This window comes from Asticcacaulis sp. W401b, assembly GCF_046503825.1.
Classification (GTDB): domain Bacteria; phylum Pseudomonadota; class Alphaproteobacteria; order Caulobacterales; family Caulobacteraceae; genus Asticcacaulis.
The window spans coordinates 22,348-43,469 of sequence record NZ_JBKFEE010000010.1 but is presented as its reverse complement, the minus strand read 5'-3'; the positions used below and the strand labels follow the sequence as shown (position 1 = coordinate 43,469).

The window sequence follows — 21,122 nt, the reverse complement described above, 5'->3', positions numbered from 1 at the left end:
ATTGGAGATAAAGGACCGTCGCGTGCGGTTTGGCGAAGGAGTGATGCGATGAAGACTCTGATGACTGCTGTGGCTGTGGCGGCCGCCGGACTGACGACGCTCAGCCTGCTTCCGGCGCAGGCGCAATCTTCGGCACAATCTTCGGCACAATCTTCGGCCTCCGCTCAGCCGGAGCGTGAGGCCGTGACACCGGCGCAAAAGGAAATGCGCAAATGCTTCCGCAGCGATGATATCGACCGCTTCAACCCCGTCGACTCACGGACCATGATCGTCGAAACCTATGGCCGCCAGAATTACAAACTGGAGCTGAGCGGGGCCTGTATGGGCATCGAGGATGCCTTCCGTATTGGGATACGCACGCGCGCCGGTGCGCTCAACGTCTGCGGCGGCTTTGATGCGGAGGTTCTCTATTCCGAGCCGGGGTCGGGCCGTCTGGCGCGCTGCCACATCACCGACGTCAAAGCCATTACCAAGGAAGAAGCCGACCGTATCGAAGGCGTCACGCCGAAGACGTCGGAAAACAGAGACAGAGAAGGGACGTAAGAGGGTGCAGAGATGAAAGTCCTGATGAAACTGGCGGCGGTGGCCGTCGTGGTGACCAGCGGACTGGGGGCCTTGAGCCTAGCCTCTGCCGCGTCCGAAGACGCGCCCAAACCGGCGGGTAAGGCGCGGTGTCTGGACGCCAGCCATCTGAACCGCAAGATGGTGGTCGATAAGACGACGGTGCTGATCGAGGACAGTTTTGGCCGTTCGGCCCTTTTGAAGCTTTCGGCCCCCTGTCAGAACCTCGATGATCTCGACAAGATCGGCTTTGAATTTTTCGGCGGTACGCAGATTTGCGACCGGCGCGACGTTAAGATCCTCTATTCGCGTTTTGACGAGGCCCCGGTGCGCTGTCTCATTGAGTCCGTCACGCCCCTGACGAAGGAAGAGGCGAAAAAGTACTAAAGCGCATTCCGAAAAGTGTGACGCACTTTTCGACATATCGCTCGAAACAAAATCTGGATCATTATGTTTCCGCCAGGAATCACAATGATTTAGAGCATAAACCCGACCGGTTCCGAGCTATGGAAACAACGGGCAAACGCAAGAACGTGAAAACCGCTGACTTCATTTTCGGTCCATGCTGAGGGGCGGGGCCGAGTGTGCATAAGGGAATGTAGAGACACATGTTTGGTATCAGCAAAAGAACGATGATCGTGGCTGCCGGGCTTGCGGGCGGGTTGATGGCTATGGGTGTCCTGCCCGTGAGTTCACAGGCCGAGGACGGTAAAAAAGCCCCGCCGCGTTGCGTAAACGGACCGGGGATCGACACGACCGTTCTCGATCAGGAGACGATACTGGCCGAAGGGGCCGGCCGCGGCGGGGTGCTGATCAAGGTCGATGGTTGCCGGTTGACGCCCTATGATATTCTGGTGTTCGAGTATCGCGGCTCGGTGCAGATTTGTGATCCGCTGGATGTGCAGCTTTCGGTGCGCCAAAGTGGAGACGGCGGCTTCAAGACGCCCTGCTTCGTGCAGTCGGTAACGCCGGTCAGCGCCGAAGAGGTCAAGACCCTGCGCAAGCAGAAGTATCAACGCACGGATCGTTAAATTTACAGGGGGGCTTATGTCTCGGAGTCTTGTTTTAAGCGCGGTTGTGGCGGGATTGTCGCTGGCGGGCAGCGTTCAGGCGGAAATCTCGTCGGTAACCGAAACCGTCACGATCATCCCGCCACAGTCCTTCACCGGGGTCATTGAGGTCATTGATAATGACCTGCTGATCAAATCGCTGGGAGGTACGCACCGCTTTACCGGGGCGAAGGCCTGCAAGGGTCTGGTCGATGCGCCCTTCGTACACGTCCACATGACGGAACAGAAGATTTCCATCGGATATGGCGGCAAGGCGCAGGTGGTGTACGGCAACAGCATGGCCAGTACCCGCACCTGCGAGGTGACCTATCAGGGACAGTATAGCCCGCCGTCCCTGCTCAAAGTGACCCCGCTGGAACGATAGAGTGCAATTTAGTTTCAATTTGAACGAAATCCGCTCTAAATTTCTATAATCCGGTCGGCGCTTAGCGCTTTCTTCACTTCGCTGAGCAGGACCTCTTGTGTGAAAGGCTTTTTCAGGGCGCTCACGGCGCCTCGCGAAAGCGCCTTTTCCAGATTTTCGGGGTTTTGCGTATAGCCCGTCATGGCGATCAATGGCACATCCGGCCAGGTGGCCGCGATGACCTTGATACCGGTAATGCCACCGATACCGGGCATGATCAGATCAATCAGAATGGCATCGACGCGGGTGATTTCCAACCGCACCAGAGCGTCTTCGACCGAACTGCTTTCGGCAACGTAGAAGCTCTCTTCCTCCAGATAGCTGCGATACACGATGCGCGCATGTGCATCATCGTCGATCACCAGAATGCGCTTGACGGGCCCCTTTCGGCGGCGAATACGCTCGGCTTCGGCACAAATCTGATGCACGTCGTTGAGATCAAACGGTTTGGGCAGCAGGAACTCGACCTCAGAACGCCGCGCCTTGTTAAGGGCCTGACTGCCGGCCAGAGGCATGTCACGCTTACCCGCCGTCATGATGGCTATGGGCGCGTCTGAGGCCGCCCGGCGATAGATTTCCAGATAGTCGAGCGTGTTTTCTTCGCCGACAAACACATCGAGAACCAGAAGCGCATAACCGCGGCTGCTCAGTTTGTGTAGGGCTTCGGACCGCGTATGGGCGAAGTCCGCCTTGAAGCCGTTTTTCTCAAACAGGGCACCGACAATACGGGCCTGTGTTTTCGAGTCTTCGAGAATGAGAACGGTATTCGGCATAGCAAGATCACGTCCTTGTAACAATTTGAAACAAACCGTAGGTCCGTCCTCACGTGACTGGCAAGCTGTAAATGGGCTGAAACGCAGTTATGCACAGCTCTGCTGCGCGAGGGTCATAAATGGTCTGACAAAAAGCAAAGCCCACTCCGTAGAGCGGGCTTTCGGGTCAGAAGTATCGGGTCGGAACCGTTCGACTCAGTCATTGTCCATCTTGAGCGCGGCGATGAAGGCTTCCTGCGGGATTTCGACCTTGCCGAACTGCCGCATCTTCTTCTTGCCCTCTTTCTGCTTCTCCAGCAGCTTCTTCTTGCGCGTGGCGTCGCCGCCGTAACACTTAGCCGTCACGTCCTTGCGCAGGGCGCGCACGGTTTCGCGCGCGATGATGCGCCCGCCGATGGCCGCCTGAATGGGGATGACGAACAGGTGCTGCGGGATGAGGTCCTTCATCTTTTCGCACATGCCCCGGCCGCGCTGTTCGGCGCGGTCACGGTGCACCAGCATGGACAGGGCGTCCACCGGCTCGGCATTGACGAGGATCGACATTTTCACGAGGTCGCCTTCGCGGTATTCCTCGATCGTATAGTCGAACGAGGCATAGCCCTTCGAGATCGACTTGAGGCGGTCGTAGAAGTCGAACACCACCTCGTTCAGCGGCAGCTCATAGACGGCCATGGCGCGCGACCCGACATAGGAGAGGTCGGTCTGGATGCCGCGGCGGTCCTGACACAGCTTGATCACCGCGCCCAGATAGTCGTCCGGCGTGAAGATGGTCGCCTTGATCCACGGTTCCTCGATATGGTCGATCTTCACCGGGTCCGGCATGTCCGCTGGATTGTGCAGGTCGATCACATCGCCATTGTTCATATAGATCTTATAGACCACGCTGGGCGCGGTGGCGATCAGGTCAAGATTGAACTCGCGGCTCAGGCGTTCCTGAATGATTTCAAGGTGCAACAGCCCCAGGAAACCACAGCGGAAGCCGAAGCCCAGCGCCGCCGACGTCTCCATCTCATAGGAGAAGCTGGCGTCATTGAGGCGCAGCTTGCCCATGGCCGAGCGCAGGTCTTCGAAGTCCGCCGCATCGACCGGGAAGATGCCGCAGAAGACGACCGGCTGCACTTCCTTGAAGCCCGTCAGGGCCTGTGACGTCGGCTTGCGCTCATCGGTGATGGTGTCGCCGACGGCGGCGTCCTGCACTTCCTTGATCTGCGCCGTAAAGAAGCCGACCTCGCCGGGGCCCAGCGCCTCAACATCGGTGGCCTTGGGCTGAAACACGCCCAGCTTATCGATCTTGTACGTCGCGCCGGCGTTCATCAGCTTGATCTGCTGACCGGGCTTGAGGAAGCCGTCGAACACGCGCACCAGCACGACGACGCCCAGATAGGGGTCGTACCAGGCATCGACCAGCAGCGCCTTTAGCGGCGCCGTGGGGTCACCCTTGGGGGAGGGCAGTTTGCTGACAATCGCTTCCAGCACGTCCTCGATGCCAATGCCCGACTTGGCCGAAGCCAGCACGGCCTCGGAGGCGTCAATGCCGATCACGTCCTCGATCTGGGCGCGCACGCGCTCCGGCTCGGCGGCGGGCAGATCGACCTTGTTCAGGACGGGGACGATTTCGTGATTGTTGTCAATGGCCTGATAGACATTGGCGAGCGTCTGGGCCTCAACGCCCTGCGACGCATCGACCACCAGAATCGAGCCTTCGCAGGCCGCCAGCGACCGCGACACCTCATAGGCGAAATCGACGTGGCCCGGCGTGTCCATCAGGTTCAGGACGTAGTCTTTTCCGTCCTTGGCCTTGTAATTCAGGCGCACGGTCTGCGCCTTGATGGTGATGCCGCGCTCGCGCTCGATCTCCATATTGTCGAGCACCTGCTCCTTCATCTCACGCGCGGTGAGGCCGCCGGTGAACTGAATCAGGCGATCGGACAGGGTGGACTTGCCGTGGTCGATATGGGCGACGATGGAAAAGTTACGAATTTGGGACAGTTCGGTCATGCGGGGGCGATAGCATGATGCGCCCTTAAGGGGAAGGGGGCAGGGGCACGGCCCCTGCACCCGGAAATTTATCCATTGAGAGGAATGCTCGCCGATAATAGGGTCAGGTCATAACAGGGAGGGGAATTATGTCCTGGTTTTTGAATTTCGCAGGTAAGGTCACGAAAACTGACGATTGGGATTTCTATTTTTTGAGGCTGGATGACAAACTGGCTTCTATTTTTGTGGACATGGGCCGAAAGGCACATGCACCCGTGCCCGGTTTTTCGTTGCTATGCACGCTGCATCTGACGATGCAAAATCCGCAGGCAGATGGACTATCCAGTCAGGACGAATACGAAACGCTGAACCACATCGAGGATACGCTCGAAAAGCAGATCGGGAACAAAGCGGTCTATGTAGGCCGCATAACGACTGATGGTCGTCGTGATTTCGTCTTTTATGCCAAAGATTTGAATTCTTTTTCTAAAGCTGTGAATGCGGCCATGAAGGCATTTGCGACTTATGCCTACGAAGTCAACCGGCGCCACGATGAAAAATGGTCTATATACAAGGACTTTCTTTATCCTTCACGTAACAATCGTCAGGGCATGATGAACCGCCGTGTTCTGGAATCATTAGAAACTCATGGGGATGACCTGACCATACCCCGTAAAGTGGATCATCGCGCGTATTTCGAAACACGGACAGACGCGGAAGCTTTCACAACGGGTATCAAAGCCTTGGGCTTCGCTATCGAGACGTCTAATCACCAGCAGGGAGAGGCGGCTATTTACGTTGATTTCTGCAGGCCGGACGCACCAGAACACATAAACGATGTAACGGCTGAAATCCTCTCTCTGGTGGCCGTGCATAATGGCGAGTATGACGGTTGGGGGTGCGAGGTTACAAAAGCCTAAGAGCGCTTAAGCCCTTTCTTCCGCCGTAATTCCGCGAAGGCTTTCTTGATCGGGATACACTGTGAAGGGGCGGCCATCACAGCGTCATAGGTTGGCCCTACTTCGTGTTCCAGCCAGTGCTCGAATTCCGATTGGGTCTGCTGGTCCTTCGTTTTCATAACAGCCTCACTTATCGAAACAGCTTCAAATCCACCGCATCACCCATCACCTTATAGCCCGCTATCGAGGGGTGGATATGGTCGCCGGAATCGTAGTCGGGCTTGAGGCGCGTCGGGTCCGTCGGATCAGCCATCAGCTTATCGAAGTCGATCACCGCATCAAACGCCCCTGAGGTGAGTATCCAGCGATTGACCGCCTGACGGTCGGCTTCGTTCTGCGCATCGGGGTGGTAGAGCGAAAAGCCCATAAAAGGCAGGATGGTCGCGCCGATGACTTTGATGCCGCGTTCCCGCGCCCGGCGGATCATCTGCTGATAGGCGGTGATCATATCTTCGACCCCTTGCGCGTGGGCGGCAGCGCTCACCGGGGCGTCCTTAGTCAGGGTGCCGAGGTCGTTGACCCCTTCGAGGATGACCAGATACTTCACCCCCGTCTGGCTCAGCACATCGCGTTCAAACCGCGCCATAGCATTGGGGCCTGAGCCGTCATTGAGGATGCGCCCGCCGCCTATGCCGGCATTGAGCACCGACAGGTGCCGCGTGCGCGGATCGGCCTGAAGCCGCCGCGCCAGTTGATCGGTCCAGCGCGCATTCATCCCCGGCTTGACGCCATAGCCGTCGGTGATGGAGTCGCCAAGCGCCACGATCGATGCCGCGCCTTGTCCGGTCCACACATCGACGCCCGACACATGGAACCAGCGCTCCATGGTCTTCGCCCCGTCCAAAGACGCCTCCGCCACGCGGTTGCCTTTGGCGAAGTAGGAGACCATGCGCGCGCCAGGGTGGCTGGTCTGGGGTGAGGCGGCTTCGGGCAGGTATAGCGACAGGGTCAGGTCGGTGAACGGCTTGACGGTCAGGACCACAGGGTCGGACACATACTCCGCTCCGGCGGGAATAGTGATGGCCGTGCGGCCACCAAAGGTCAGGCCGCGCGCAGTGGTCGGGTCGATGCGTGAGGTCATCTGATCCGCCGAAACCGCCGCATGGGCCGCGCCGATCTTCAGCGGTTTGGTGCCGAACACGTTGGACAGCCGCACACGAAACTGCTTCCCGCCCTGCGTCAGGCGCACGATCTGACGGATGGTCACGTCAGAAGCGATGTCCGGCGGCAGGGTGGTGTCGGGATTGGGGACCATCTGCGCCGAGGCCCAGGCCCCGACCCACGCACCGAAAGACATGGCCTCGGAGGCGGCGGGCAGGCTGATAAGCCCGGCACCGGCGGCGATCCCCCCCAGCAGGGCACGGCGGTCAATGGCGGTCATGTTTCGCTCCTGTACGGTTTTTTGTAGATTATACCAAGGGTCATTGAAAATGACTCTTGGTATTCCATTCGAGGATTTCTCATGTCACTAACACATATGAGAAATCCTCGTTTCTTCAACGGCTGGATGCGGTCAGCATCTTCGGCCGTTGGTATTATGCAGCCATCATCACCGGCGTGAGCGGTGTGTCAATGCGCCGGGCGCGGTTTCTCACTTGAGGCGTTTCAAATGAAAAAGACGGCGCGATCCAATGATCCACCGTCCTTTTTCATAGATTTTACAGTTCGGTTTACAGCAGGCTGGCCGCGGCAATCAGGGCTGCCATAGGCAGGATACCGGCAAACAACAGGTTGCCAACCATACCGAACGTGTCGCTCAACTTGATCAGGGTCATCTGATACTCTCCTTGTGTTGATGACGACTATATATGTTGCGAGTGCGAAAAAGGTTAGGGGTCGATATGTCGCAGTGCCATCACATCCGGTAAGCAAACGCGGCGAAACCTGTTAAGCTTCGTGATCAGGCAAGCCGGAGGGTGGTATGCTGACGTTTGAACGGCTGAAAGAGATTGTTCTGGCCTACCCGGACACGGAAGAAACGACGTCCTGGGACGCGCGGTCGTTCAAAGTCAATGGCAAAGTCAATGGCAAGGTAATCCTGTTCTGGAATCCGACCTATGACGCGCCGGTGTTCAAGGTGTCGTTTGAGGAGCGCGACTTTCTCCTGGAGGTCGATCCGGACACGTTTTTCACCACGGACCATCATCGGCCGTGGCCACTCATACTGGCGCGCCCCGACCGCGTCGATATAGACTGGGTGAGGGCCAATATCGACCGGGTGTGGCGCGCACAGGTGAAGAAACGCACGCTGAAAGCCTGGGATGAGGCCTCGTCACGGGCCTGATAGCCGGAAATGTTCAGAAGGCAGAGAAAACGGCGGCGACAAAGGCCGCCAGCATGGCCCCGGCAATGACCATCGGGAATATCTTGTCCATCAGGTCGTCGGGGTTGATCTTAAAGGCGCGCATCTTGGCTCACCTCCTTTCGACACAACGGTGAGAGTTTACGCCTTTTTGGGCGGGCCATATGTACACCTTGTCGTGAAAGCGCCTATTGCCGCCCCACTGAGGCCGTAATCCCGACACGACGGCATGGTCAATGCGGCTATGACGAACGGGCAGGGCAGGGTGCGTAACCGCGCAGGACGGTGGGGTTGGGCGGTAGCGGTGGCTTTGGCCCTGCACGCGCTGGCCGCTCTTATGGTGGTGTGGCTGACGCCCGCGCCCTCTGCGCCAGAGCCGCCGCCGGTAGAAGTCGAGCTGTGGCCCATGCCGGTTATGGATCGACCCCAGCCGCAAGCCGAGGCCGTGCCCGCCCCGAGGCCGACCGAACCCACGCCACGCCGTTCTTTACCCACACCCACACAGCCTGCGCCGCGAACGCCTGAGACGCAGACGCCGCCATGGGTCATTGAAAGGCCGTCCGCACCGCCCGCAGCGACTGAAACCGGCTCCGGCGTCACACCGCGCGCCTATCCCGAAGGCGGCGACGCGGGACGGGCGGCGGCGACGCGCGCCCTGAACAAGCGGCAATTCTGCATCCAGCAGCGCAACGAGGGCCGACCAATGGACAAGGACTGCCCCGTCAGCGCTTCCAAAGAGGTCGTATTGCCGCTCAAACCGCCGGAAACCCGCCCCACCCAGCTCTGTCTGGCGGCCCGCGAACGCGAATGGCAGAAGTACCGCGAAGGGCGCGGGGCCTATCCCGGTCTGCGCGATATGGTCTCCGGCAAGAAGAAGTGCCGTCAGGGCTGGGACGATTGAACTTGTCGCGTTAACACTATGAAATTGCGCATAGAATAGAAGACGGTGCTTTCCGGCCAAGGCAGGGCCTTCAAGGTTTCGCTGAGTGTATCGTTAACCCCATTATTTACCCTGACCTCGGCCAGTCGTGCCTCAGGTAAACCGCCGCAGAAGCTGGAAATACTTACAACATCCTCGTTGAAAGACATGCCTTCTACGAGCGCCTGAAGGGCAGGAAGAAATTCCAAGGGGACTGGGATTTTCTGACCATCTGTGGCACGCTGAACGCACGGGCTTATATAGGCGTTCCAGACTTCGCCCTTTACTGTCCAGATTTCTTCATCCACCTGATCACAGCACCTCTGGTTCCAAAAGGCAGCAAGGTAGACGTGTAGGCTTACGCCGCAAAAATAGGCCAAAGCATTTCGCTTGGCTTCGGCATTGTCGCTTCCCGATCCGGGGTATCTCTCATAAATCACCCGGTGGCGGTCAAGCCAAAGCTCTACGTCCAGACATTGTCTGTTACCTTCTCCTTGGGGTTCAAAACGGGCTCGTATGGCGGGCCAGTCATCACTCGTAAAAACGAACCCATTATGAGTTGTGACGGACGTCATCCCGTGCGCCTCCAAGAGATCAACCAAGAAGGGCGTGGCTTCCTCAAAGCCGTTATCACTGAGAACTTCGGGTGTTTTTTTGAGGGAAAACCCCCTCCGCAGCCAGCCCCACATATTTGCCCCCTTTGCTGATCTGATCGGCTTTTCGTCGTAATCCCGCCACGAGTTTATGTGCTTTGGAGAGATAAACCTCACCTTAAGCCGCCGGTAAGGATTTGGTCACCCCTTCAGGGTTAATAAAAGCCTTACGCTTATTTTCGACGGAGTCTCTTGCGTCATGGAACGCCGCCATTTTCTGATGGGTGCCGCCGCTACGGCCGCCACCCCGCTGATCGCTTCGCCGCTTCAGGCCCTGGCCCAGACCGGAGCCTCCGCCTCATCTTCCAGCGCCCCATCCGGTCGTGCCGAAGGCTATCAGCGCGATGAAATCCTGCGCGCCGGGTCCGACTTCCTCGGCGTGACGGTCGAGGCGCTGGGCGGAGCCATCGAAAAAATCTTCTCCGACTATGGTGATCGCCCGACCGCCTATATCGCCGGTGAAGAAGTGTCCGGGGCCATTGCGGTCGGTCTGCGCTATGGCAAGGGGCTGGTCCATATGAAGGCCTTGCCCAGCCCGCAAAAAATCTTCTGGCGCGGCCCGTCGGTCGGCTTTGATACCGGCGGCAATGCCTCGCGCGTCTTCTCGCTCGTCTATGGCCTTTATGACGTTGAGAAAATCTATCAGCGCTTCCCCGGCGTCGATGGCTCGGCCTATTTTATCGGTGGCCTCGGCGTCAACTATCAGCAGTCCGACGACACCATCGTGGCCCCGATCCGCGCCGGCGTCGGGTTCCGTCTGGGGGCCAATATCGGCTATCTGGCCTATTCCAAGACGCGCAAGTGGTTCCCGGCCTAAGCCTCATTTCCCACTGTTGCGAAAAATCCCCGTCACAAAACGGCGACACGGCTGACATGGCTGTGTCGCCGTTTGGTTAAGCGGCTGTCATCATGGCCGCGTAGCAGCGTTCCTCAGCGGCGTCGTGTGGACGCCCATTGGGGATTTGAGTATGAAAGCCTACCTGCAAGCCGGGACTGCCCTGGCCCTTTTGTTTGCTGCCGCGCCGGTTCTGGCGGCGGAAGCGCCCAAGGCGGAGGCCGCTGCGGCTCCGGCCGAAGAGATCACCGAAGTCATCGTCTATGGTCAGGGTCAGAGCCGTCAGCTCCAGACGCTGAAGGGCAGCGAACTGTCGCTCGAAGCCGCCGGCACCTCGCCGCTGAAGGCCATCGACAAGCTGCCGGGCGTGTCCTTCCAGTCGGCCGACGCCTTCGGGGCCTATGAATGGTCCACCCGCATCACCCTGCGCGGCTTCAACCAGAACCAGCTCGGCTTTACGCTGGATGGCGTGCCGCTGGGCGACATGTCCTATGGCAACCACAACGGTCTGCACATTTCGCGCGCCATCATCTCCGAAGACGTAGCCCGTGTGGACCTGATGCAGGGTGCCGGTGCGCTTTCGACCGCTTCGACCTCCAACCTTGGCGGCACGCTGCAATTCTTCTCGCGCGACCCGGCCCAGAACATGGGCGGCGAGCTGACCGGCACGATCGGTTCGGACTCGATGCACCGCCTCTATGGCCGCTTTGAAACCGGCACGCTCGATAACCTCGGTGGCCTGCGCGCCTTTGTGTCGGTCGCCGATCAGAAGTCCGACAAGTGGAAGGGCGGCGGCGAGCAGAAGCAGCAGCAGATCAGCGCCAAGGCCGTGCTGCCGCTGGGCGAAGGCGAACTGACCGGCTTCATCAACCACTCCGAACGCCGCGAGCAGGACTATCAGGACATGTCGTTCGAAATGATCGGACGTCTGGGCCGCGACTGGGATAACTTCCAGCCGAACTACGCCGCCGCGATCGGCGTGGCTACCACCCTCAACAATCCGGCCCTCTACGCTTCGGGTCAGCTTGACCCCAATTCGGGCTACTGGACCGGCAAGGGTGTCAACCCCTACGCTGCCTACGGCGTGGCCAACCCGGACGACGCCTACTATTACGGCGCGGGCGTGCGCGATGACGACCTGATGGCACTCAGCTATGAGACCCCGATCAACGACATGATCAAGGTGTCGGGCACCCTCTACAACCACACCAACAAGGGTCAGGGCCTGTGGGTCACCCCTTACACGATCTCGCCGAACTACGGCGTGGCCAGCGCGACCACCAATAATGCGCCGCTGTCGATCCGCACCACGGAATACGACATCGACCGCAAGGGGGCCTTTGGCGCGGTGAACTTCGACCTCGGCGCGCACATGGTGACCGCCGGTCTGTGGGTCGAAGACAACGACTTCAATCAGGCCCGCCGCTTCTATGGCGAAACCCTGAACGCCCCGTCGCGCGATTCGCTGGGCTTCCAGTCGAACCCGATCAAGACCCAGTGGGAATACAAGTTCAACACCAAGACCACGGTCGGCTACGTTCAGGACGTGTGGACCCTCAGCGAGCGCCTGAAGCTGAACTACGGCTTCAAGGCGATGAAGGTGGAAAACTCGGTCTCGACCGTCACGGGCAGCGCCCTGTCGGGCAAGATCAAGTCGGACGACAGCTTCCTGCCGCAGGCCGGTATCGTCTTCAAGGCCCTGCCGGAAGTCGAACTGTTCGGCTCCTACTCGGAAAACATGGCCGCCTACGTGTCGGCGGCGACGTCGGGCCCCTTCGCTTCGCAGTCGCAGGCCATCGTCAACTTCGTCAGCCAGAAGCTGAAGCCGGAAAGCTCGAAGACGTTTGAAGGCGGCCTGCGCCTGAACCTCAGCAACTTCCGCGGCGTCGCAGCCATCTATCACGTCGATTTCTCGGACCGTCTGCTGGCCATCCAGCAGGGCGCTTCGATCCTCGGCAATGCGGCGGTCCTGTCGAACGTCGGTTCCGTGAAGACCAACGGCGTCGAACTGGGCGGCACCTGGCGCTTCACCGACAGCCTGCGTCTGTCGTCGTCCTACAGCTATAACGACTCCAAGTACGCCGATAACTACACCAGCAACGGCGTAACCTATCAGACCAAGGACAAGACCGTCGTCAATACGCCCAAGCACATGCTGAGCGCTGACCTGAGCTACGACAATGGTACGCTGTTCGCTACGGCGGGTGCCAAGTACACGGGCGAGCGTTACTACACCTACGAAAACATCGGCGGTAAGGTCGAAGGCTTCACCACGGTCGATGCGACGCTGGGCTACCGCTTCCCGGCCGATATCGACGTGCAACTGAACGTCACCAACCTGACCGACGAAAACTACATCTCGACGGTCGGTTCGGGCGGCTTCGTCAACCGCGACACCGCGGGCACGACCATGACCCTGCTGCCCGGCGCGCCGCGTCAGGCCTTCGTCACGGTTCGTAAGCGTTTCTAAATTTGGAAGTCCTCCGGGCCTCTGCTGCGGCCCGGATACACACTGCCGCTCCGGTGACCACACCGGAGCGGCTTTTTTTATAGGGAAAGAGTCCGGCCCGTTTCGGCGCTCTGGCGGCCCAGATCGAGCAGGCGCATGACGCTGAGCGCCTCTGCGGCGGGGACGGGCAGGGGGCCGGTGCCGCGAATGGCCTGCGCCACGCCCTCATAAAAGGCCGGATAGCGCCCCGGTAAGGTCGGCTGCGCCACAGGGGGCAGGGGATCGACCCCGCTCACCGGTGTAAGCACGCCGTCGCCATCTGCGCCCCAGCTCTCGCCACCGACCGGCTGTCCAGCCTTTAGCGCCTCTTCCTGCGTATCAAGGCCGTATTTGACGTAGCTGCCCAACCGCCCGTGGATTTCAAAGCGCGGTCCCGGCGCGGGCGTCAGGGCGCTGGCCTGCAAGCGCACGCGGCGCGCACCGTAGAACAGGGTGGCGTGGAAATAGTCATCGACCACCGAGCCGTCGCGCTGCTGCGCCAGATCGAGCGCGATGGCGTCGGGCGCGCCAAACAGGCACAGGGCCTGATCGACCAGATGCGCCCCCAAATCGTACCACAGGCCCGACCCCGGCAGGGCCTGTTCACGCCAGCGGTTGCGCAAGGCCGGGCGAAAGCGGTCAAAGCGCGAGATAAACAGGCTGATCTCACCCAGGGCCCCCGTTTCGATCAGGTGCTTCACGGTCAGAAAATCGCCGTCCCAGCGGCGGTTATGAAAGACGGTCGTCAGCCGTTTGGCCGCCCGCGCTGCCGCCAGCACGGTTTCGGCCTCTGCGGTGGTGAGGGCAAAGGGTTTGTCGATGACGACGTGCTTGCCCGCTTTGAGCGCGGCGATGGCCTGCGGGGCGTGCAAATCATTGGGCGTGGCCACGACCATCAGTTCGATCGCCGGGTCGGCCAGAGCCGCCTCGAAATCACAGACCGTCACCCCCGGCAGATCGGCCTGCACCTCAGCGGGGCGCGACGACACGACGGTGGTCAGCGCAAGGCCCGCTGCGGCCCGGATCAGCGGCGCATGGAAGGTCTTTCCGGCATAACCATAGCCCACCAATGCCGTCTGTACCGGAGCGCTCATCATCTCACCAACTGTAGTTAAAACTGATGCTTATACGGATATCTTCAGACAGGTTGATCGGCACTTCGTGGCGCAGCCAGCTTTCCCACATCAGGATCGTGCCGGGCTTTGGCGCCTCATAGACGAAGGGCTGATGCTCGCGCTTGGCCCCTTCCTTGCGTGGCGGCGAATTCATAAAGCTGGTCAGGCGCGGGTCTTCGAATTTGAGCGCGCTGGCCCCGTCGGGCACGCTGACATAAAACGTACCGGAAATCAGGCTATGCGGGTGGATGTGGTTCGAATGGTGCCCCATGGGCTCCAGAATATTGATCCACATATTGTCGAGCTTCAGCGCCCCGGCGGGCAGGTCGTATTCCAGAATCTCGACAAAGCGTGCCGCGTGGGCGTCGGTATGCGCCTTGAGGTCTTCAAAGGCGCTGGCCAGAAGGGGCAGGTTGTTCAATGACCCATAGGAGGTGTAGCCGAGATAGCCCTTTTGCTGCGACCAGTTTTGCCCGGCCTCGTCCTCATCGGCGAAGGCGCGGCAGGTGTCGTCGATCTCCTCCAGATAGGCCGCGAAATCCGGCATGTCCGACAGGTCGGCGCGGTAGATTTCGGTGGTGAACAAAGGCGTGACGGTGGAGGCGTAGGGCTGGCTCATGCTGCCTTTTCGCCCAAAGGGGCGCTCGCGGCAAGCCTATTCGAAGACGCTGAGGTCGGGCGCGGCCTTTTGTCCCGGCGGCGGGCCGTAACGGTTGGGCCCCTTGGTGCCGGGGATGAAGCAGAGGATCAGGATAAGGGCTCTATTTAGCCAGCCTACAGCCTCTGAGACTTGGCCCAGCGTCCGTGTGAGAGCTTCGTATTCAGGGTTAATTCCTGTACTGTTTTGCGGAAAAGCAGGCACTATCCAAGGCGACAGCACAAAAAGAAGCGAAGTGAGGAAGGGCAACAAAAAAAACAGGGCGGGCCAGGTCGGCCCATTCATGTCTTTCAGCCTGCGTACCGACAGTGCGTAGCTGGGCCATATCAACACAAATGCCAGCAACCATAAAACGCTGATAACCGGGGTATAGATAGAAAAACCGATATTCATCATTATCGGTAACAGTAAGAAATAAGCCGCAAACAGCCCCAGCGATGTCGATACCATGAACAACGCATAAGGCAGGCGCGCGGTACGCCCTTTGGTGGACAACAGAAAACGCCACATAAAAAAATCCCCCCGGTGGTTGTGACAGGTAACCTATCACTCACCGGGGGGAGGTGTCATGCGTTCAGAGCAAATCCTATTCCAGTACAAACTCGGCATTGAGCGTCATCGCGGTCGAAACCTCGCCGCCGGCAATGGCCGTATCGGACTCGGCCTTCATGGCCATGGCGCGGACCATCGGCATGGGCGGCGGCGCGGACATGGCGGCGTTTTCGTTCAGCGACTTGATGCGCTTCACCGTCTTGCCCAGCGACTTGGCATAAAGCTCGGCACGCGCCATCAGGGTTTTGGTCGCCTCGATGCGCGCCTTGTCCTCAGCGGCCGACGGGTCTTTGAGACCGAAGGAGATGCCGTCGATCTGGTTGATACCGGCCTTGACCACCGCGTCGATGGCCCCGCCCAGCTTTTTGACCTCTTCCACGCGCACGCTGATACGATTGCTGGCCTGATAGCCGCGCAAGGTCGGCGTGCCGCCGTTTTGCGGGTAATCATAGACGGCGTTGAGGCTGAGGCCGGTCGTCTGCACGTTTTTGTCGGCAATGCCCTGCGCCTTTACGGCGGCGAAGACGCTGTTCATCTTCTGGGCGTTGAGCTTCATGGCCTCTTCGGCGGTTTTGGCCTCGGTGACCACGCCAAAGGTGATGAAGGCGACGTCCGGCGTCGAGCGCACCTCGGCCGTTTCCGACAAGGTGAGCAGGGTGCCCATTTGATGATGCGCCATGCGCTCCGCCTTGGGCGCTTCAGGGGTTTGGGCCATTACGGGCGCGGCGGCGGTCATCAGGGCGAGGGCAGCGGCGGAAACCGCGAACATCCGTTTCATAGGTGTCTCTCTTCTTTTAAAATCAGTCTGGCGCTCCGGCGTGGCCTTTTTAAGACCCGGCGGGGGCGTCACGGGGCGGAGAATGCCCCGCCTGTGTGTCAATAATCCATGTGCGCGTGTGAATGACGCATGAACCGGACTGACGATCTGGCGTCAGCTTTGTCGCCGCCGTGTCTGCATGTTGAAAATACCGGCAGAGGGCTTTAAATCCTTGCGGGAGCGTGTTAGGCACGCAACCCCTGCCTTTGGTGCGGGCGTGTAGCTCAATGGTTAGAGCCGACCGCTCATAACGGTCTGGTTGGGGGTTCGAGTCCCTCCGCGCCTACCAACTCCCTAAAGACGTCGTTATTGCCGCCGTGCGCCGCCTTGGGGGAGGAGAGGCCCAACACGGCCATTATTTCCTTCTCAGAGCCCCCGGCTTCAGTCAGACGAGACCCCGCCAGTTTGCGCAGGCCATGGGATGATTTGCCCTCGGTCAGAGCCACCAGCTTCATCCCAATCGTTCGTCATAATTCGGAAATATCTACCCGCAAACCGTGCCCTCGGCAGAAGCTCAGGCTGTGCCTGATGTGACGTGTCTGGACGTGAAATGTACTCAGGCGATTGCACACACCGCCCTGGCAGTCTTGCATCGAAGAGGCTATTCACTGCGCATTCAGTAATATAGTCAGACAAATATTGCTTGCATCGAGACGGGCACCATTGCTAGCATGGAGCCCGGTTGATGGGCACCTGCGGCCCTGCGTCGTCAGGGCTGGGGTGTCGAGCAGAGTGCGAAACGCCGTTTCGGGCGCGTCTTAGCCCGGAGAGATCAGGCGGGCCTGTGTCGTATCAAAAAAACTGAAAAGAGGGCAGGGTGTTACTGAAAAAGACGTATCAGGCGGCTGCGTTTGCGGCGCTATTGAGTGCCGCGCTGTCGTGTCAGGCCCAAGCGATTGAAAAGGATATCTCGCAGGGGTGGCGCTTTCATGCGGGGGATACGCCCAATGGCGCGCAAAGCGATACGCCCGATAGCCAGTGGAAAACGGTCGCCGTACCACACGACTGGGCCATCATGGACAGGGCGGATGGGCAGCCGCCGTTTGAGGCGCAGGCCGTGGCCGGGCAGGATTCGGGCTATCTGCCGGGCGGCGTGGGCTGGTATCGGCGGCATATCCGGCTGGAGGCCCCGGAGGCGCAAAAGGTCGTGCGACTGACCTTCGAAGCGATCTACATGGATGCCGAAATCTGGCTCAATGGTGAGCCTGTGGCGCGCCACCCCTATGGCTACACGGCCTTTACGCTCGATCTTACGGGGAAGCTGCGCACGGGCGACAATGTGATTGCCGTGCGTGTCGATCACAAGGACCCGTCGTCGCGCTGGTACGCCGGGTCGGGTATTATCCGGCCCGTAAGGCTGGAACTGCTCGACTGCGCCCATATCGTGCCGGACAGCGTCTTCGTCACCACGCCGCAGGTCTCTGCACAAACGGCCACGGTGTCGGTACAGTCGCGGGTCTCGGACTGCGCCACCTCGAAAGACGCAGTAGAAAGGGTGTGGACCCTGCGCGACCCGACCGGAAAGGTTGTGGCGCAAGCGACGCGCCAGGGCACCGCTGACGTCCGGGATCAGAGCCTGACCGTGGCCACGCCCCGCCTGTGGTCGCCGGAAACGCCCCACCTCTATACGCTGGTGCAGGAGCTGAAACTGAATGGCGTCATCGTGGACGAAAGACGCACGCGCTTCGGCATCCGCAGCGTAACGATGGATGCGGTCAACGGGCTGCGGATCAATGGCAAGCCCTACAAGCTGAAGGGCGGCAATATCCACCACGACAACTACATGCTGGGGGCTGCGGGCTGGCCGGATGCTGACCGGCGCAAGGTCGCCCTGATGAAGGCGGCGGGCTATAACGCCATTCGCAGCGCCCACAATCCGGCCAGTCAGGCCACGCTTGAGGCCGCGGACGAGCTGGGGATGCTGGTCATCAACGAGGCCTTCGACAGTTGGAACCGCCCCAAGCGCGATCAGGACTATGCGCGCTTTTTTGCCGACAACTGGCGCTCGGATATCGACAGTCTGGTCCTGAGCGGGCGCAACCACCCCAGTGTCATCCTGTGGAGCATCGGCAACGAAATCCCGGAGCAGGGCACGCCGCTGGGGGTGGAGACGGGTAAGGCGCTGGTCGCCCGTATCCGCGCGCTCGATCCGTCGCGCGCGGTGACGCAAGGGGTGAATGCCGACCCGCCTCTGAGCGATGCGCAGTTCGCCGTGCTGGACGTGGCGGGCTACAATTATCGCGTCAATCGCTTCGACCCCGACCATCAGGCCTTCCCCGATCGCGTGATGTACACCTCGGAATCGACGCCCAAGGACGCCTTTGACTACTGGCGCGCGGTGGAAACCAAGCCCTGGGTTATCGGCGACTTCGTGTGGACCGCCGTGGACTATCTGGGGGAAACGGGCATCGGCTGGATGGGCTACAGTCAGGACTGGCAAAAGCTGGGGCCCTATCCGTGGCATCTGGCCTATTGCGGCGAAATCGACGCCACGGGCCGCAAGCGGCCGGCGGCCTATTACCGCGAAGTGCTGTGGAAGACGGGCAAAACGCCGGTGTCGATGTTTGTGCGTCAGCCGGAGGGCACCGAAGACCTGCCCGACCGGCAGTATTTCCCGACCACGCCGCCGCATCTGGACTGGTCGCTGGAAGACATCCACCCCAACTGGACGTGGCCCGGTCAGGAGGGCAAGCCGCTTGAGGTGGTGGTGTTTTCAAAATGGCCGGAGGTCGAGCTGTTCCTCAATGGCCGCAGTCTGGGGCGCAAGGCCGTGTCGGTCGAGACGCAATACCGCGCCAGCTTCAGGGTGAGATACGCACCCGGTCGGCTGGTGGCCGTCGGGTATCGTAACGGGCGAAAGGCGGCGCAATGGGAGCTGCGCACCTCAGAAGTGCCTGTTCGGGCGAAGGTGGTGGCCGAGCGCCGCCAACTGCGGGCCAATGGTCAGGATCTGGCCTATGTGACGGTCGAGCTGTTCGATGCGCAGGGGACGCCGGTTTACACGCAGGCGGCAGATCGTCAGGTCACGGTGCGCGTGTCGGGGGCGGGGACGCTGGCCGGTTTCGGCAACGGCAATCCGCGCGACGCCAGCAGCCTTCAGTCGGGCATACGCCGCACCTTCCACGGGCGCGCTGTCGCCGTGGTGCGTGCGGGAACCGGCGCCGGTCCGGTCTGGCTTGACGTCCAGGTCGAGGGACTCGCGCCGCAGCGGGTCGTACTGGAAACGGTGGCGCCTTGAGCCACGCGCCTTTCCTGTTTCATTTGACGCCCATTTTTTAACGCGTGTGTCGCCGGTTGTGCGACCCGCCTTTCATAAAGAAGGTTTTTCATGTCTCTTCAACGACTTCGCACCGCGCTCTTGCTGAGCGCCTCGCTTCTCGCCGCGTCTCCCCTGATGGTCGTGCCGCAAACCGCGCACGCCGAGGCGGTCGCCCCGTGGATGGACAAGACGCTGAGCAGCGATCAGCGCGCCGCCCTGTTGCTGGCGCAGATGACGACGGAGGAAAAGCGGCTTCTGGTTTTCGGCTATGCTTCCGGCGATCAGTTGACCCAGATCGACCCTTCCGTCATTCCGGGCCTCAACACCAGGGAAGTGGTGGCGAACGTCATACCGGGGTCGGCGGGCTATATTCCGGGCATTCCGCGTCTGGGGATTCCGGCGCAGTTTCAGACCGATGCCTCGATGGGGGTGCGCAATCACCTTATGCCACGCACCTCCCTGCCGTCCTCTCTGGCAACGGCCGCCTCGTGGGACCCGCAGGTCACCGAGGGGGGCGGGCGTATGATCGGCACCGAGGCGCGCCTGTCGGGTTTCAACATCATGCTGGCCGGCGGCATCAATCTGCTGCGGGAGCCGCGCAACGGGCGTAATTTCGAATATACGGGGGAAGACCCGTTGCTGGCCGCCGAGATGGGGGCGGGCCTGATCCGGGGCGTGCAGTCCGTCCACGTCGTTTCGACCGTCAAGCATTTCTCGATCAATGCGCAGGAGACGGGGCGCACCACACTGAGCGCGCAAATCTCGGAGCCGGCCCTGCGCATGAGCGACAATCTGGCCTTTGAGCTGGCTATTGAGCGCGCCAGTCCGGGCTCCGTCATGTGTTCTTATAACAAGATCAACGATGTCTATGCCTGTGAGAACGAGGCCCTGCTGACGGATACGCTCAAGCGGGACTGGGGCTATAAGGGCTACGTCATGTCGGACTGGGGGGCGGTGCATTCGACGGTGCAGGCGGCCAATGCCGGTCTGGATCAGCAATCCGGCTTCCCCTTCGACAAGCAGGCCTTTTTCGGGGAAAGTCTCAAGGCGGCTCTCTCGGATGGCTCGGTTCCGGCCCGTCGTCTGGATGACATGGCCCGGCGCATCCTGTGGGCCCTGATCGACAAGGGCGTGATGGACAACCCGGTCGTCAAGGGCGAGATCGACTTCGAAGCCCACCACAGGATTGCGCAAACCGCCGCCGAAGAGTCGCTGGTGCTTCTGAAAAACGACAAGGCCCTGTTGCCCCTGTCGGGGCAGAAGCGCATCCTGCTGGTGGGTTCCTACGCGGACAAGGGCGTGCTGGCCGGTGGGGGGTCGTCCAGCGTCTCCCCCGTAGGCGGCAATGCGGTGACGGGCCTTGAACCCAAGGGCTGGCCGGGGCCGGTGGTCTGGCAGCCCTCGTCACCGCTCAAGGCCTTGCAGGCACAACTCCCGAAAGCCCAGATCAGCTACCTCTCCGGGGACGATCTGAGCGCGGCGGCCCGCGCAGCACGTTCGGCCGATGTGGTGATCGTGTTCGTCCATCAGTGGGCGGGCGAAGGCTTTGATGTCTCTCTCGATCTGAACGGTCAGCAGGATGAACTGGTGCGCGCGGTGGCCAGCGCCAATCCCAACACGGTCGTCGTTGTCGAAAGCGGTGGTCCGGTCTTCATGCCGTGGAAGGACGAGGTGCGCGCCATTCTGAGCGCCTTCTATCCCGGTGCGCGCGGCGGTGAGGACCACCGGCCCAGACTGCCCGGCCTGATCATCCTTCTATCCCGGTGCGCGCGGCGGTGAGG

At 60.5% G+C, this 21,122-nt stretch carries 19 protein-coding genes and 1 tRNA gene; 12 read left to right on the top strand and 8 right to left on the bottom strand.

What is annotated here, in order from left to right:
- The first annotated feature begins 48 nt into the window (after positions 1-48).
- The 4 genes from ACK8OE_RS16335 to ACK8OE_RS16320 all read left to right on the top strand — a co-directional run bounded on the left by ACK8OE_RS16335 (position 49) and on the right by ACK8OE_RS16320 (position 1,995).
- Positions 49-543: a DUF6491 family protein gene (locus ACK8OE_RS16335; protein ID WP_410273430.1), complete on the top strand. Its 495-nt coding sequence runs from the start codon at positions 49-51 to the stop codon at positions 541-543.
- Between the two features lie 12 nt (positions 544-555).
- Complete coding sequence (locus ACK8OE_RS16330; protein WP_410273429.1) at positions 556-948, top strand: DUF6491 family protein; 393 nt, start codon at positions 556-558, stop codon at positions 946-948.
- Positions 949-1,199: 251 nt separating this feature from the next.
- Complete coding sequence (locus tag ACK8OE_RS16325) at positions 1,200-1,592, top strand: hypothetical protein (protein ID WP_410273428.1); 393 nt, start codon at positions 1,200-1,202, stop codon at positions 1,590-1,592.
- A 16-nt stretch (positions 1,593-1,608) separates the two neighbouring features.
- Entirely contained in the window at positions 1,609-1,995 is a 387-nt protein-coding gene (locus tag ACK8OE_RS16320) for a hypothetical protein (protein ID WP_410273427.1), read from the top strand.
- A 35-nt stretch (positions 1,996-2,030) separates the two neighbouring features.
- On the opposite strand, the gene ACK8OE_RS16315 is transcribed toward ACK8OE_RS16320, so the two are convergent.
- Together ACK8OE_RS16315 and lepA are read right to left on the bottom strand one after the other, a co-directional pair.
- Positions 2,031-2,807 (bottom strand): response regulator, encoded by a 777-nt coding sequence (locus ACK8OE_RS16315; protein ID WP_410273426.1) that lies wholly within the window; start codon positions 2,805-2,807, stop codon positions 2,031-2,033.
- Positions 2,808-3,002: 195 nt separating this feature from the next.
- Positions 3,003-4,805, bottom strand: a complete 1,803-nt coding sequence (lepA, locus tag ACK8OE_RS16310; RefSeq protein ID WP_410273425.1) for a translation elongation factor 4 — start codon at positions 4,803-4,805, stop codon at positions 3,003-3,005.
- A gap of 128 nt (positions 4,806-4,933) precedes the next feature.
- Between lepA and ACK8OE_RS16305 the strand changes: the two genes are divergently transcribed.
- On the top strand, positions 4,934-5,704 hold the full coding sequence (locus tag ACK8OE_RS16305; RefSeq protein ID WP_410273424.1) for a DUF695 domain-containing protein: 771 nt from the start codon (positions 4,934-4,936) through the stop codon (positions 5,702-5,704).
- A gap of 169 nt (positions 5,705-5,873) precedes the next feature.
- On the opposite strand, the gene ACK8OE_RS16300 is transcribed toward ACK8OE_RS16305, so the two are convergent.
- Complete coding sequence (locus tag ACK8OE_RS16300) at positions 5,874-7,124, bottom strand: SGNH/GDSL hydrolase family protein (protein ID WP_410273423.1); 1,251 nt, start codon at positions 7,122-7,124, stop codon at positions 5,874-5,876.
- Positions 7,125-7,664: 540 nt separating this feature from the next.
- Here ACK8OE_RS16300 and ACK8OE_RS16295 point away from each other — a divergent pair.
- Positions 7,665-8,027, top strand: a complete 363-nt coding sequence (locus ACK8OE_RS16295; RefSeq protein WP_410273422.1) for an MmcQ/YjbR family DNA-binding protein — start codon at positions 7,665-7,667, stop codon at positions 8,025-8,027.
- Positions 8,028-8,310: 283 nt separating this feature from the next.
- Positions 8,311-8,946, top strand: coding sequence for a hypothetical protein (locus tag ACK8OE_RS16290; RefSeq protein ID WP_410273421.1), 636 nt, complete (start codon positions 8,311-8,313; stop codon positions 8,944-8,946).
- Here the strand turns inward: ACK8OE_RS16290 and ACK8OE_RS16285 are convergent.
- Complete coding sequence (locus tag ACK8OE_RS16285; protein ID WP_410273420.1) at positions 8,928-9,653, bottom strand: DUF6348 family protein; 726 nt, start codon at positions 9,651-9,653, stop codon at positions 8,928-8,930. The genes ACK8OE_RS16290 and ACK8OE_RS16285 overlap by 19 nt on opposite strands.
- A 163-nt stretch (positions 9,654-9,816) precedes the next feature.
- On the opposite strand from ACK8OE_RS16285, the gene ACK8OE_RS16280 reads away from it, so the two are divergent.
- The gene (locus ACK8OE_RS16280; RefSeq protein WP_290793008.1) at positions 9,817-10,434 is read left to right on the top strand and encodes a DUF1134 domain-containing protein; all 618 of its coding nucleotides are present in this window, start codon (positions 9,817-9,819) and stop codon (positions 10,432-10,434) included.
- A 151-nt stretch (positions 10,435-10,585) separates the two neighbouring features.
- On the top strand, positions 10,586-12,922 hold the full coding sequence (locus ACK8OE_RS16275) for a TonB-dependent receptor (RefSeq protein ID WP_410273419.1): 2,337 nt from the start codon (positions 10,586-10,588) through the stop codon (positions 12,920-12,922).
- A 77-nt stretch (positions 12,923-12,999) separates the two neighbouring features.
- On the opposite strand, the gene ACK8OE_RS16270 is transcribed toward ACK8OE_RS16275, so the two are convergent.
- From ACK8OE_RS16270 to ACK8OE_RS16255, 4 genes are all read right to left on the bottom strand, one after another.
- On the bottom strand, positions 13,000-14,037 hold the full coding sequence (locus ACK8OE_RS16270; RefSeq protein ID WP_410273418.1) for an oxidoreductase: 1,038 nt from the start codon (positions 14,035-14,037) through the stop codon (positions 13,000-13,002).
- 1 nt (position 14,038) lies between these two features.
- Positions 14,039-14,674 (bottom strand): TIGR02466 family protein, encoded by a 636-nt coding sequence (locus ACK8OE_RS16265; RefSeq protein WP_126423581.1) that lies wholly within the window; start codon positions 14,672-14,674, stop codon positions 14,039-14,041.
- A 36-nt stretch (positions 14,675-14,710) separates the two neighbouring features.
- A complete protein-coding gene (locus ACK8OE_RS16260) occupies positions 14,711-15,223 on the bottom strand; it encodes a DUF805 domain-containing protein (RefSeq protein ID WP_410273417.1) in 513 nt (170 codons plus the stop codon).
- A gap of 76 nt (positions 15,224-15,299) precedes the next feature.
- The gene (locus ACK8OE_RS16255) at positions 15,300-16,043 is read right to left on the bottom strand and encodes an SIMPL domain-containing protein (protein ID WP_410273416.1); all 744 of its coding nucleotides are present in this window, start codon (positions 16,041-16,043) and stop codon (positions 15,300-15,302) included.
- Between the two features lie 252 nt (positions 16,044-16,295).
- Here ACK8OE_RS16255 and ACK8OE_RS16250 point away from each other — a divergent pair.
- The 3 genes from ACK8OE_RS16250 to ACK8OE_RS16240 all read left to right on the top strand — a co-directional run bounded on the left by ACK8OE_RS16250 (position 16,296) and on the right by ACK8OE_RS16240 (position 21,120).
- A tRNA-Ile gene (locus ACK8OE_RS16250) sits at positions 16,296-16,371 on the top strand.
- A 528-nt stretch (positions 16,372-16,899) separates the two neighbouring features.
- Complete coding sequence (locus ACK8OE_RS16245; RefSeq protein WP_410273415.1) at positions 16,900-19,320, top strand: glycoside hydrolase family 2 TIM barrel-domain containing protein; 2,421 nt, start codon at positions 16,900-16,902, stop codon at positions 19,318-19,320.
- A gap of 90 nt (positions 19,321-19,410) precedes the next feature.
- Complete coding sequence (locus ACK8OE_RS16240; protein ID WP_410273414.1) at positions 19,411-21,120, top strand: glycoside hydrolase family 3 protein; 1,710 nt, start codon at positions 19,411-19,413, stop codon at positions 21,118-21,120.
- Positions 21,121-21,122: the final 2 nt, after the last annotated feature.

What these genes read in the sequence shown, in the direction of transcription:
- ACK8OE_RS16255 (WP_410273416.1), bottom strand. Translation starts at nt 16,043, where the DNA reads ATGAAACGGATGTTCGCGGTTTCCGCCGCTGCCCTCGCCCTGATGACC.
- lepA (WP_410273425.1), bottom strand. Translation starts at nt 4,805, where the DNA reads ATGACCGAACTGTCCCAAATTCGTAACTTTTCCATCGTCGCCCATATC.
- ACK8OE_RS16315 (WP_410273426.1), bottom strand. Translation starts at nt 2,807, where the DNA reads ATGCCGAATACCGTTCTCATTCTCGAAGACTCGAAAACACAGGCCCGT.
- ACK8OE_RS16300 (WP_410273423.1), bottom strand. Translation starts at nt 7,124, where the DNA reads ATGACCGCCATTGACCGCCGTGCCCTGCTGGGGGGGATCGCCGCCGGT.
- ACK8OE_RS16330 (WP_410273429.1), top strand. Translation starts at nt 556, where the DNA reads ATGAAAGTCCTGATGAAACTGGCGGCGGTGGCCGTCGTGGTGACCAGC.
- ACK8OE_RS16305 (WP_410273424.1), top strand. Translation starts at nt 4,934, where the DNA reads ATGTCCTGGTTTTTGAATTTCGCAGGTAAGGTCACGAAAACTGACGAT.
- ACK8OE_RS16285 (WP_410273420.1), bottom strand. Translation starts at nt 9,653, where the DNA reads ATGTGGGGCTGGCTGCGGAGGGGGTTTTCCCTCAAAAAAACACCCGAA.
- ACK8OE_RS16320 (WP_410273427.1), top strand. Translation starts at nt 1,609, where the DNA reads ATGTCTCGGAGTCTTGTTTTAAGCGCGGTTGTGGCGGGATTGTCGCTG.
- ACK8OE_RS16335 (WP_410273430.1), top strand. Translation starts at nt 49, where the DNA reads ATGAAGACTCTGATGACTGCTGTGGCTGTGGCGGCCGCCGGACTGACG.
- ACK8OE_RS16280 (WP_290793008.1), top strand. Translation starts at nt 9,817, where the DNA reads ATGGAACGCCGCCATTTTCTGATGGGTGCCGCCGCTACGGCCGCCACC.
- ACK8OE_RS16240 (WP_410273414.1), top strand. Translation starts at nt 19,411, where the DNA reads ATGTCTCTTCAACGACTTCGCACCGCGCTCTTGCTGAGCGCCTCGCTT.
- ACK8OE_RS16265 (WP_126423581.1), bottom strand. Translation starts at nt 14,674, where the DNA reads ATGAGCCAGCCCTACGCCTCCACCGTCACGCCTTTGTTCACCACCGAA.
- ACK8OE_RS16260 (WP_410273417.1), bottom strand. Translation starts at nt 15,223, where the DNA reads ATGTGGCGTTTTCTGTTGTCCACCAAAGGGCGTACCGCGCGCCTGCCT.
- ACK8OE_RS16275 (WP_410273419.1), top strand. Translation starts at nt 10,586, where the DNA reads ATGAAAGCCTACCTGCAAGCCGGGACTGCCCTGGCCCTTTTGTTTGCT.
- ACK8OE_RS16270 (WP_410273418.1), bottom strand. Translation starts at nt 14,037, where the DNA reads ATGATGAGCGCTCCGGTACAGACGGCATTGGTGGGCTATGGTTATGCC.
- ACK8OE_RS16295 (WP_410273422.1), top strand. Translation starts at nt 7,665, where the DNA reads ATGCTGACGTTTGAACGGCTGAAAGAGATTGTTCTGGCCTACCCGGAC.